Below are 11694 nucleotides of genomic sequence, written 5' to 3'. Positions count from 1 at the left end.
CACTTTGGCCTGAAGAGCCGCACCAGATGGACGTCTACGTGACTGGATGCCCGTCGCTGTTTGATCCCTCTCCCGGCGGGGAGAGGGCGGGAGCGATCGATCGGACGCAGCTCAGGTGGGGCGCTACGCGCCTCACTTGGGTGCCATGCGAATGGCACCGTCAAGGCGAATCGTCTCGCCATTGAGCATGTCGTTCGTGATGATCTGATTGACGAGCTTGGCGTAATCCTCGGGCTTGCCCAGGCGCGAGGGGAACGGGACGCTGGCGGCCAGGGCGTCCTGCACCTCCTGCGGCATGCCGAACAGCATGGGCGTGCCGAAGATGCCGGGGGCAATGGTGCAGCAACGTATGCCGTTGCGCGCCAGATCGCGGGCGATCGGCAGAGTCATGCCGACCACACCGCCCTTGGACGCAGCGTAGGCCGCCTGGCCGATCTGGCCGTCGTAGGCGGCCACACTCGCCGTGTTGATCAGCACGCCGCGCTCGCCGGTGGCCTCTGCTTCGTTCCTGCTCATGGCCTCGGCGGCCAGGCGGATCATGTTGAAGCTGCCGATCAGGTTGACAGTAATCACCTTGCTGAACAGGTCCAGCGGGTGGGCACCGTCCTTGCCTACGGTCTTGGCCGCCGGTGCGATGCCAGCGCAGTTCACGAGACCCATGAGCTTGCCCTGGGCGGTGGCGGCAGCCACCGCCGCCTTGCCATCGGCTTCGCTGGAGACATCGCACTTCACGAAGGTCTGGCCGAGCTCCTTGGCCAGGGCTTCGCCCTTCTCGGCCTGCACATCGGCAATCACGACCTTGCCGCCCTGCGCGACCAACATGCGCACCGCGCCTTCGCCCAGCCCGGATGCGCCGCCCGTGACGATGAAGACCTTGCCCTGGATGTCCATGCCTGCTCCTTGAGAGTGCTGCAACCCATGCGCCGTGCGTGCGCGGGCGGCTAATTGACGTAAACGTAAAGTGTAGCGACGCGCCCGCATCCGGCGGCACAGACCAAGCAGTCATGCGGCTTTCCAGGGCAAAGTGGCTGGAAAGCCGCGCCAGACAAGCGGTGGCAGATCCGCTTGCGTCACGCAACGCGCCTGGCCCGCGAACAGGCCTAGGCATGCTGCTTCAGGTCGGCCGCGCACTTGGCATCCCACATGTGCGTGAGCCACCGGATCTTGGCACTGCGCACGTAGCGCGCTCGTAACGCCCGCCCAACTAGCTTGAACCGGCACCCACAGCGCGGGTGCATCGACACTAGGGAGGGTCGCATGATCAACCAACTCAATGTGCAGCTTCGCCGTCTCGGGCTGATCGGCGCCCTGTGGCTGACCACATTGCTTGCAGCCTGCGGCGGTGGCAGCAATAACGCCACGCCTGCAGGGCCAGGCATGGGGCCGCCACCTGCGCCACCACCGGCTGCAGCCGGCCCGCTGGCGCGTATCGAGATCAGTCCGCCCGGCGGGTTGCTGGTCGGCACGACTGAGCGGCGCACGCTATCGATCCGCGGCTTCGATGCCAACGGACGTGAGGTGCAGATCCCCGACACAGAGCTGAGCGTGACTTCGTCATCCCCAGCGAGCATCGAGGTCAATCGCTCTGGCAACGGGTTCGAGATCCGTGCAGTCGCGCCGGTGGGGACCGCCGTACTGAATGCTGCGGTGGGCACCATCAGAGCCAAGCCAGCCGTGTTCTACGCCGCCGAGCCGGTTGCGGGCGCCGTGCTGGTCAGCGACGCGCAAGTACGTGCAGCGCCAGTCGCAGTGGACCCCTCGGCACGCGGTGGCCTGGGCTGGCGCTACCGCGTGACCTTGACCGGCGTGGGCACTCCGGCGGCTGGCAGCATCCTCCTGGGCACCGGCACCTTGCCCATTGCCGGCAGGGTCGTCAGCAGCACGCCAAGCACAACAAGTGCCAACGAGACGGATGTGGTGCTGGAAGTCGTAGCGTTGCCGGCCCTGTTCAGGAACATGAACATGAGCCTGCAACTCACGCCGGAACAGACCAACGCCTTGTTTGTCCCGAACCCGCGACTGGCGACCAACACCGGCAAGCAGAGCACGCACTCGAAGGTCAGCTTGAGCGCCATCGAGTGCAAAGGCGACAGCCCGGCGCTTGCAGCGCTCACGGGCGAACTCGAGGTCAAGGTGGACCGCGAGCTGAGCCTCGATCATCAACTGGAGATCGTTAACGGCTCGGTACGCAATGCGCGCCTGATCGTCAGCGGCAACTACAGCGGCAGCGGAAAGGCCGTGATGAATCTGGGCGCCACGGTGACCGGTGGCGTAGGCTGCGAGCTCGAACTGGGGGCCATTCCCATTCCGATCACTGGGCCGCTGTCAGCGTTCATCGCACCGGTCATCCCGATCCGTTTCAAGGCAGAGCTCGGGGCGCAGATTCAAGTCAATCTGTTCACCGTGAGCGCAGAGATCAAGCAAAGCGCCCAGACCCGGTTCGGCTTTGAGTGGAAGGCCAGCAGCGAGGGCGGTCAACTCGAAGGCATCAAGTCCCTCACGCTGAGCGACCCGGAGGTCACTCGCAATGTGTCTTTTCCAACGGATGCCAGTGCGCGCGTCAAGGCCACACTGTTTGCTGGCCTTGCCTCAGGCCTGTCAGTGGGCAATGCATTGGTAAAGCTTGACGCGATCGAACTCACAGCCGGCCCAGAGTTCGAAGCCAAGTTCGGCGGTCTGGCCGACGCGGCGAGCGATGCCGTCTACACCACGGAGTATGAGCTCAAGGCCAAGGCGGCTGTGGGGCCTGGCGGCGATATCGCAGAGGTCATCCGGCTGCTCCTGGGCTCGAGCAGAGCGATCGACCTGAGCCTGAAATGGGAGCGCTCGATTGGCAAGTCTCCGGGCGCAACGGCCGTGAGCACGGAGAAGTCCACGTTCAATGCGGGTGCGACAGTGCGCTTCGATGTTGAGCTCAATCCGCAGTCCGTGAACTTCCCGCTGGTGGGCTACAACGTCACCGAGGTCAGGATCTACAGACTGCCGAACGTGGCGGGAGCAAGCGCCGAGCAGATTGCGGCGGCTACGCCGACCTCCGAGGCGCAGACAAGCTTCCAGATCAATTGGGTTGCGGACCGCGCTGGCAGTGTGGACGATGCCGGAAGACCGAACTTCTTCGCCTTTGTGGTTGAGAAGCCGCTGGCCTTGATCACCGGCATCTTGCCCTTCGAGCTCGGGCCCGTGTTTGCTCGCGACGTCGGACAACAGGGGCTGGTTGCCGGCAGCGGCGTGTCATCCATTGCGGTCCGCGCCAACGGCAGTGTGATCACCTGGGGCAGCGGTGACGGCGATGTACTCGGACGCGACGCGAGCAACCCCTTGCCCGGCTTGGTGGAGGGCTTGCCCGGTCCCGTATCCACGGTGGCTGCTGGCGGGTGGTACTCCGTTGCCTTGCTTGCCGATGGCCAGGTGTATGCATGGGGCTGGGGAAACCGCGTGGCGGACGCTACGGCACAGTACGGAATGGTCACGGTGCCTCGGCCACAGCGTGTACAGATTCCTCAAAGCACGCGGATCACGCAAATCTCCACACGCTATTTCCACAGCTTGGCCCTGGACTCGACCGGGCGTGCATGGGGCTTCGGCCCAAGCCGGTGGGGCCAGCTTGGATTCACAAGCACGTTCGGAGATGTGAAGCAGGTCGGCTTCAGCAACCTGCGTGCGGTGGCGGCGGGCGAACGTCACTCCCTGTTCTTGACCAGGGACGGCAAGGTGCTGGCGCTTGGCGACAACGAGTTTGGTCAGCTCGGAGGGGCCAGTGGTCCGGTTCCGGTTCCAGGCTTGCCTGCAATCAAGGCGATCGCAGCGTCCAGCTTTGGCTCCTATGCGCTTGATGAAACTGGCAGTGTCTGGAGTTGGGGGGATAGTACGGTGCTCGGTCGCACCGGCAACTCCGCACCGGCGCGGATTCCCGGGCTGACCGGCGTCAAGGCAATCAGCGCAGGCAACTACACCGCGTTTGCTCTCATGGGCGACGGTACGGTCCGCGGCTGGGGCGATGACACCTATGGACGCGTCGGCGTCGGTGCTGGGGGCGGAGTCATCATCACGCCGACCCGTCTGCCTGGGCTCACCGATGTGGTGGAGGTCAATGGTGCGGAGTTCCATGGCATTGCAGTCACCCGCAATGGAACGATCTACACGTGGGGCCGCAACGATCTGGGGGCGCTGAATGGAAGGAGAGACTCCCCCGGATTCAGCCATGTACCGATGATCAGCGGAGCCAATCGCTGACAACGACCATGCGACCACGCTCATTGCTGCATCGTCAGCAGTCAGCGTGGCTCAAGGCAACTGCGCCCTCGCAGCAATCAGCTCGGCAAAAAGGAAAAGGCCCCGGCAAGCCGGGGCCTTTCTTCTCAGACGCGCTCGCCTACTGCAGCGCGACCTCGACGCGACGCGCCTGCGCGTCGGTGCCGGCGTTCATCTGCTCGGGCTTCTTCATCTCGATGCGATCCGCCGCCACACCAGAGGCAACCAGGCGGTCGCGCACGGCCTCGGCGCGCTGCTTGGCAAGTTCGGCATTCTTGGCGGCGTCGCCCGTGGCGTCATGGAAGCCGCTGACGACGAACTTGCTGCCAGCCTTGGCGTTGTAGGCGTCGACCATGCTCTTCAGATCCTCGAAGCCCGCAGGCAGTGCCGCAGAGCCGCTGGCGAAATAGAGCACGGCCTGTGCGGTGCTCTGGTCGCCCTGCACGGTGCTGCGGATAAAGGCCGCGCCACTGGGGCCGATCTTGGAGACCTCTTCCGCACTGGTCGGGAAGCCTGCCGGGGCAGTCGGCATGCTCGCGGCCGGTGCGCTCATGGCAGCAGGTGCCTGGGCAGCGTGCGGCGCCGGCTTGCCCGCGCCGGGCAGGATCGGCACGATCAGCAGGGCCACGAGGTTGATGATCTTGATCAGCGGGTTCACGGCCGGGCCCGCAGTGTCCTTGTAGGGGTCACCCACGGTGTCACCGGTCACGGCGGCCTTGTGCGCCTCCGAGCCCTTGCCGCCGTGGTGACCTTCCTCGATGTACTTCTTCGCGTTGTCCCAAGCGCCACCGCCCGTGCACATGGAGATGGCGACAAACAGGCCGGTGACGATGGTGCCCATCAGCAGGCCGCCGAGCGCGGCCGGACCGAGAAACACGCCCACCAGTATCGGCACGATCACCGGCAGCAGCGAAGGGATCATCATCTCCTTGATGGCGGCACCGGTCAGCATGTCGACTGCGCGGCCGTACTCAGGCTTGGCAGTGCCTTCCATGATGCCGGGGATCTCCTTGAACTGGCGGCGTACTTCCACCACAACGGCGCCGGCTGCGCGGCCTACGGCTTCCATGGCCATTGCGCCGAACAGGAAGGGAATCAGCCCGCCGATGAACAGGCCGACGATCACGAGGTGATTGGACAGATCGAAGGTCACGCCCTTGAAGCCGTAGCTCTCCAGCGAGTGCGTGTAGTCAGCAAACAGCACCAGTGCGGCCAGACCGGCCGAACCGATGGCGTAGCCCTTGGTGACGGCCTTGGTGGTGTTGCCCACGGCGTCCAGCGGGTCAGTAATGTCACGCACGCTGTCGGGCAGTTCGCTCATCTCGGCAATGCCGCCGGCGTTGTCGGTGATGGGGCCGTAGGCGTCGAGCGCGACGATGATGCCGGCCATGGACAGCATGGAGGTGGCCGCCACGGCGATGCCGTAGAGGCCCGCCAGCGAGTAGGCCGCGATGATGGCCGCACACACGAAGATCACCGGCCAGGCGGTGGACTTCATCGACACGGCGATGCCCGCGATGATGTTGGTGCCATGCCCCGTGGTGGAGGCCTGCGCCACGTATTTCACGGGCTTGAAGTCGGTGCCGGTGTAGTACTCCGTGATCCAGACCATCGCTGCCGTCAGCACGAGGCCCACGACCGCGGAGAGGAAGAGCTGCATGGCGCCCACGGTCTTGCCGCCGTCCAGGCTGACTTGACCTGGGAACATCTTGGCCGTGATGAACCAGAAGGCGACCAGCGAGAGCAGGCCCGCCACGACCAGGCCTTTGTAGAGCGCGTTCATGATCTTGCCGCCCGGGCTGGCCTTGACGAAGTAGCAGCCGATGATCGAGGCGATGATCGACACGCCGCCCAGCACCAGCGGATACAGGGCGGCTTGCAGGGGCGCGGAGGCTACAAGCAGCGCACCCAGCACCATCGTGGCCACGAGGGTCACGGCGTAGGTTTCAAACAGGTCCGCGGCCATGCCGGCGCAGTCGCCCACGTTGTCGCCCACGTTGTCGGCGATCACCGCCGGATTGCGCGGGTCATCCTCCGGGATGCCGGCTTCCACCTTGCCCACGAGGTCCGCACCCACGTCCGCACCCTTGGTGAAGATGCCGCCACCGAGACGCGCGAAGATCGAGATCAGCGAGGAGCCGAAGGCCAGGCCGATCAACGGCTTGATGGCGGCATAGACCTGCTCCGGCTGCACATTCTTGGTCAGGAACCAGAAGTAGCCCGCCACACCCAGCAGACCCAGGCCCACCACCAGCATGCCGGTGATGGCACCGCCTCGGAAGGCCACGGCCAGGGCTTCATTGAGCCCCTTGCTTGCAGCCTGCGCAGTGCGCACGTTGGCCCGGACGGATACGTTCATGCCAATGAAGCCCGCGGCCCCTGAGAGCACCGCGCCGACCAGGAACGCGAATGCCGTCGTCCAGCCGAGCCCGGGGATCAGTCCGATGACCACAAAGAGAACCACGCCGACATAGGCGATCGTTCGGTACTGTCGCGACAGGTAGGCCTGCGCACCCTGCTGGATCGCGGCGGCGATCTCCTGCATTCGTGCGTTGCCGGCGTCCTGCCGGTTGATCCAGCCAATCGACATGACGCCATAGACGACTGCGGCCAATCCACAGACCAGCGCGATCAATAGTGCTTCATTGGCAGACATCAAGCTCCTCCTGTTGTTGATGCCCCGAGATCTCCTCGAACGGTCGGGGCAAAGAAAAACGCCCGCTGTCTGCACATGCGGGCGTTCGAATGCTGTGTCACGGCGCGGCGCTTGTGGCTGCCGATCTGCGCACGGCGGTATGTCATCCGGAGCGGGCTCCGGTCAGGCTGCAGCGGTACGGCGGGGTGATGCATGCAGCGCGTTGTCAGGTCCGGTGCTCAGCGGGCGAGCGCGGCGTCCACGCGGCTGCGGATCTCTTCGACCGCCCCCACGCCGTTCACCTTGCGGTACTGCGGGGCGCCCGGCGCACCGCTGTCGGCCCACTTGCCGTAGTAGCCCAGCAGTACCTCGGTCTGGTCGTGATAGACCTGCAGGCGCTTCTTGACGGTCTCCTCGCGATCATCATCGCGCTGAACCAGATCCTCACCCGTGGCGTCATCCTTGCCGGCCACCTTGGGCGGGTTGTGCTTGACGTGATAGGTACGGCCCGAAGCGGGGTGCACGCGGCGCCCGCTCATGCGGTCGATGATCTCGCTGTCCGGGACATCAATCTCGAGCACATAGTCGATCGCCACGCCAGCGGCCTTCATGGCATCTGCCTGGGGAATGGTGCGCGGGAATCCATCGAACAGGTAGCCGCCTGCACAGTCGGGCTGCGTCAGGCGCTCCTTGACCAGATTGATGATGATGTCGTCGGACACGAGACCGCCGGAATCCATGACCTTTTTGGCCTCGATGCCAAGGGGGGTCCCGGCCTTCACGGCAGCGCGCAGCATGTCACCCGTGGAGATCTGCGGAATGCCGAACTTCTCCTTGATGTAGCTGGCCTGTGTGCCCTTGCCGGCGCCAGGCGCCCCGAGAAGAATCAATCGCATGTGAAAAGCGTCCCAGTATCGTGTTCTAGTCTTGGCGCGAAGAAAGCGCTGATCGGCACGTTGGTCGAGCCGCCCCACAGCGCAAGGCCTCGCCTCCCGGTGTCAACCGGTCGAAATTAACCGAGCGCTTGGAGCTTGGTCAAATGCGTGCGCACGAGGCGCACGTCCGGCAGCCCGTAGAAAAGCAAGGGGCGCTTACGCGCCCCTTACTCCATCGAAATTCGGGCCGCAAAGCCCGCCTCAGCCGGTCTTCACCGAACGGTCACCCACCAGGAACGCATGTAGTTGTCCGCGGCATGCACGGCATCCACGTTGCTGCGCATCGCCCAGGGAATCATCTGCCGATGCAGCACGATGTGATGGAACTCCTCGTTGTGCATGCGCAGGGCCGAGCGGATGATGTCCGTGCGCTTCTTGACATCGGGCTCCACTGCGGCGGCGTCGATCAATGCATCGAGCTTCGGATTGACGTAGCGGCCATAGTTGTAGAAGCCCTGTTGGGTCTTCTCGTCACGGCTGTGCATGACCGGGCCCATGGTCACCTGCGCGTCGGTGATCGCGCCGCCCCAACCCAGCATGTAGAAGCTGGTGTCAGCACGCTCGAGCTTGGGGAAGTAGGTGGTGCGCGGCATGGTGGTCAGCTTCACGCGGACACCGATGCGGGCAAGCATGCCGACCACGGCCTGGCAGATCTCTTCGTCGTTGATGTAGCGGTTGTTCGGGCAGTCCATGCCGACTTCGAAGCCGTTCGGGTAGCCGGCGTCGGTCAGCAGCTTCTTGGCTGCGTCCACGTTCACACCAGGGCGCTCACGGTCCAGCTCAGGCGCCAAGCAGGCCAACGGCGAAGGCGTCATGCACCACACCACCTGGGCCTGATCACGCATGATGCGCTTCTTGATGGCTTCGGCGTCGATGGCCCGGTGGAAGGCCTCACGTACACGGCGGTCCTTGAAGGGATTCTTGCCCTTGACGTCGCTGTAGAGAAGTTCGTCGCGGTTCTGATCGAAGCCCAGGAAGATCACTCGGTTTTCCATGCCGAACAGGATCTTGGTCGGGCCACCCTGCTGGTTCAGGCGCTGCACGTCCTGCGGCGCAGGGTCGAGCACGAGATCGATCTCGCCGGACAGCAGCGCTGCGGTGCGCGTGGCGTCCGAACGGATCGGGGTGTAGACCACCTCGGTCACGTTGCCACGAATCGGGCGCCAGTAGTTGGGGTTGCGGACCATGACGGTACGCACGTCCGGCTCGCGGCTCTTGAGCATGAAGGGGCCGGTGCCATTGGCATTGCGCGAGGCGAAGGTCTCCTCCTTGTCCTTGAAGGACAGCGGGCGCTCGACCTTGTTCTTCTCGGCCCAGGCCTTGTTCATGATGAAGATCGTGCTGGCGTGCTCGAGGAAGATGGGGTTCGGCTTGTCCATCTTGAACTCAACCGTCAGGTTGTCGATCTTGCGCGGTGTGCCCATTGCGCGTGCATAGGGCGCGATCTGGCTGTTGGGATGGGCGGCGCGCTGGTAGCTGAACACGACATCGTCTGCGGTCATGACGCTGCCGTCGTGGAATCGCACGTTCGGACGGAGCTTGAAGCGCCAGGTCACAGCATCGATCTGCTGCCAGCTCTCGGCGAGCTCGGGCACCTTCTCGAGCTTCTCGTTGCGACCAACGAGGTACTCGTAGATGTGGTTGTTGATCGCGTTGGTCAGGCCCTCATTCTGCGAATACGGGTCCATCGTCTGCGGATCGCCCTGGCTGGCCCAGCGCAAGGTCTTGGCATGCACCGCTGTGCCGAGCATGGCGGCAGCCAGCAGCGCACCGAGCAGAACTCTCTTCATGGAAGAACTCCCCTCTCTTCAGGAAAGTCGCGAGACTACCCAACAGACGCAGGACTGCCAAGCCATTTGGCCATCGTGAAACACGAAGTGGCAGACCATCGTTGCTTTGCGCAACGCTGCGCGGGTTTACCCGAGCAGTGCACGCACGCGAGCAAGATCCTCGGGCGTGTCCACACCCGCTGGCGGCGCAGCATCCAGCACGCACACCGCGATGCGCTCGCCGTGCCACTGCGCTCGAAGCTGCTCAAGCTTTTCAAACTGTTCGATGGGCGCTTCGGCAAGCTTGGGAAATCGCCTCAGAAAGCCCGCGCGATAGGCGTACAGACCGACGTGCCGCAGCACGGCCGGAGCGCTGCCGCCCAGCCTGCCTTCGAACGGATAGCTTTCCCGACCCCAAGGGATAGGTGCACGGGAGAACAGCAGTGCTGTGCCCGCGGCGTCACAGACCACCTTGACGACGTTCGGATTGAAAATCTCCGCTGAATCGCTGATCGCGTGAGCACAGGTTGCGATGGCGCAGTCCGGCCGACGAGCAAGCTCATCCGCGACGCGCGCGACAAGTTCGGGAGGCAGCAGCGGTTCATCGCCCTGCACGTTCACGACGATCTGGTCATCGGCCAGGCCAAGTCGATCGACGACTTCTGCCAGCCGGTCCGTGCCGGTCGGGTGGGTCTCTGAGGTCAGCAGTGCGGGAATACTGTGCACAGCACAGACGGTCATGACCGCCTGTGCGTCCGTCGCAACCCACGTGGCCTGGGCGCCGCTGAGCTGCGCTAGCCGGGCGACATGCACCACCATGGGTGCATCGCCGATCATCGCCAACGGCTTGTTGGGAAGGCGCGTGGAGGCCAGTCGCGCCGGAACCACCGCAACGAATGGGTTCATGCCTTCGGGCTGTCGGCCGAATCCTGCGCCTGAGCATCAAGCGAGCGCGCTTCGGACACCAGCATGCAGGGAATACCGTCGCGGATCGGGAATGCGAGTTTGGCTTGAACAGACACCAGCTCGCCCGCATCGCGGTCCAGCACGAGCCTGCCCTTGGTGACCGGGCAAACCAGCACTTCAAGCAGCTTGGGATCCACGCATGCGCTCCAGAAGAAGTTCAGTCAACCCGGATTCTAGGCGCGGCACTGCGGTGGCCACCCACAATCGCGGGTCATCGATTCGCTCGGCCTTGACCGCGTCTTTCTCGGTGATCACGATCGGCCCAGTCATGCCCACTGCCCAATCCATGTGCCCCCAATCGAAGTGGTCCGGCAGTTCCTGCGGCAAACCGCTCGCCTGCAAGCCGAGCTCTGCGAGCGACGCGCGGAACTGTGTGGGGAATCCGATGCCGGCGGCAGCAGTGATGGAAGGGAATCGAGCTCTGAAAGTGGAAGGATCGAGCGACTCGCCCGTGCTGAGGTGACGAAAGGCTTGAATGCCCAGGGTGAGTGCGAATTGCGGCCGGGTCACCCCAAGCAGCGGCGGCCGGCCCCGAAGCACTACTGCAGTTACCCGGTTCAGTCTGCCCGGCGATTCGCGCAGGGGGCCGGCAGGAATCAAGAGTCCGTTGCCAAACCCCCTGGAGTCCACCACAGCGAGCTCGGCATCACGGTGCAAGGCTAGGTGCTGAAGTCCATCATCCGACAGGATGACATCAACTTCCGGATGCGCCTGCACAAGCGCGCGGGCCGCCTGCGCCCGTCGTCGCCCGATCCAGACAGGCGCGCCGGTACGTCGTGCGAGCAGCACCGGCTCATCACCGAATTGGGCCGCGCTGCTCGTCGGGAAGACCGGGCACGTCTCACCATCTGCCCCATACCCGCGCGAAATGATGCCCGGGTTCAAGCCGCGTGCGCGCAACTCGAGAACGAGGGCCTCAAGGGTTGGCGTCTTGCCGGTGCCGCCGACAAACACCCCCCCGACCACAATGACCGGCACCTGCACCCGATAGGTGCGCAGGATCCCGACCGCATAAAGTGCTTGCCGTACCGAAGCAAGACCCCCGTGAATGAGAGCAAGTGGCGTGAGCAGGCGCGCACGCAACCCGCGCCGCAGCCACCATTGGGGGAAGTGGCGGTTCATCCAAGCCGCTCGGCGC

At 64.4% G+C, this 11694-nt stretch carries 8 protein-coding genes; 1 reads left to right on the top strand and 7 read right to left on the bottom strand.

Translation table 11 applies throughout. The features are described from left to right. Positions 1 to 132 precede the first annotated feature (132 nt). The gene (locus tag ACMDW7_RS05585) at positions 133 to 891 is read right to left on the bottom strand and encodes a 3-hydroxyacyl-CoA dehydrogenase (protein ID WP_377300401.1); all 759 of its coding nucleotides are present in this window, start codon (positions 889 to 891) and stop codon (positions 133 to 135) included. A 366-nt stretch (positions 892 to 1257) separates the two neighbouring features. On the opposite strand from ACMDW7_RS05585, the gene ACMDW7_RS05580 reads away from it, so the two are divergent. Then, a complete protein-coding gene (locus tag ACMDW7_RS05580; RefSeq protein WP_377300402.1) occupies positions 1258 to 4233 on the top strand; it encodes an RCC1 domain-containing protein in 2976 nt (991 codons plus the stop codon). 139 nt (positions 4234 to 4372) lie between these two features. On the opposite strand, the gene ACMDW7_RS05575 is transcribed toward ACMDW7_RS05580, so the two are convergent. From ACMDW7_RS05575 to lpxK, 6 genes are all read right to left on the bottom strand, one after another. Further along, complete coding sequence (locus ACMDW7_RS05575; protein WP_377300403.1) at positions 4373 to 6907, bottom strand: sodium-translocating pyrophosphatase; 2535 nt, start codon at positions 6905 to 6907, stop codon at positions 4373 to 4375. 218 nt (positions 6908 to 7125) lie between these two features. Next, positions 7126 to 7782, bottom strand: coding sequence for an adenylate kinase (adk, locus tag ACMDW7_RS05570; RefSeq protein WP_377300404.1), 657 nt, complete (start codon positions 7780 to 7782; stop codon positions 7126 to 7128). 251 nt (positions 7783 to 8033) lie between these two features. Beyond that, positions 8034 to 9611: an ABC transporter substrate-binding protein gene (locus ACMDW7_RS05565; protein ID WP_377300405.1), complete on the bottom strand. Its 1578-nt coding sequence runs from the start codon at positions 9609 to 9611 to the stop codon at positions 8034 to 8036. A 126-nt stretch (positions 9612 to 9737) separates the two neighbouring features. Beyond that, the gene (gene kdsB / locus ACMDW7_RS05560; RefSeq protein ID WP_377300406.1) at positions 9738 to 10496 is read right to left on the bottom strand and encodes a 3-deoxy-manno-octulosonate cytidylyltransferase; all 759 of its coding nucleotides are present in this window, start codon (positions 10494 to 10496) and stop codon (positions 9738 to 9740) included. Further along, positions 10493 to 10693, bottom strand: coding sequence for a Trm112 family protein (locus ACMDW7_RS05555; protein ID WP_377300407.1), 201 nt, complete (start codon positions 10691 to 10693; stop codon positions 10493 to 10495). Before ACMDW7_RS05555 ends, kdsB begins: the two co-directional genes overlap by 4 nt. Beyond that, a complete protein-coding gene (lpxK, locus tag ACMDW7_RS05550; protein WP_377300408.1) occupies positions 10674 to 11678 on the bottom strand; it encodes a tetraacyldisaccharide 4'-kinase in 1005 nt (334 codons plus the stop codon). Before lpxK ends, ACMDW7_RS05555 begins: the two co-directional genes overlap by 20 nt. Between the last annotated feature and the right edge of the window lie 16 nt (positions 11679 to 11694).

It is taken from the genome of Piscinibacterium candidicorallinum, assembly GCF_047549485.1.
Lineage (GTDB): Bacteria > Pseudomonadota > Gammaproteobacteria > Burkholderiales > Burkholderiaceae_C > Piscinibacterium > Piscinibacterium candidicorallinum.
This window is presented reverse-complemented; position numbering and strand designations above follow the sequence as displayed.

What these genes read in the sequence shown, in the direction of transcription:
- kdsB (WP_377300406.1), bottom strand. Translation starts at nt 10,496, where the DNA reads ATGAACCCATTCGTTGCGGTGGTTCCGGCGCGACTGGCCTCCACGCGC.
- ACMDW7_RS05585 (WP_377300401.1), bottom strand. Translation starts at nt 891, where the DNA reads ATGGACATCCAGGGCAAGGTCTTCATCGTCACGGGCGGCGCATCCGGG.
- ACMDW7_RS05580 (WP_377300402.1), top strand. Translation starts at nt 1,258, where the DNA reads ATGATCAACCAACTCAATGTGCAGCTTCGCCGTCTCGGGCTGATCGGC.
- lpxK (WP_377300408.1), bottom strand. Translation starts at nt 11,678, where the DNA reads ATGAACCGCCACTTCCCCCAATGGTGGCTGCGGCGCGGGTTGCGTGCG.
- ACMDW7_RS05565 (WP_377300405.1), bottom strand. Translation starts at nt 9,611, where the DNA reads ATGAAGAGAGTTCTGCTCGGTGCGCTGCTGGCTGCCGCCATGCTCGGC.
- ACMDW7_RS05575 (WP_377300403.1), bottom strand. Translation starts at nt 6,907, where the DNA reads ATGTCTGCCAATGAAGCACTATTGATCGCGCTGGTCTGTGGATTGGCC.
- adk (WP_377300404.1), bottom strand. Translation starts at nt 7,782, where the DNA reads ATGCGATTGATTCTTCTCGGGGCGCCTGGCGCCGGCAAGGGCACACAG.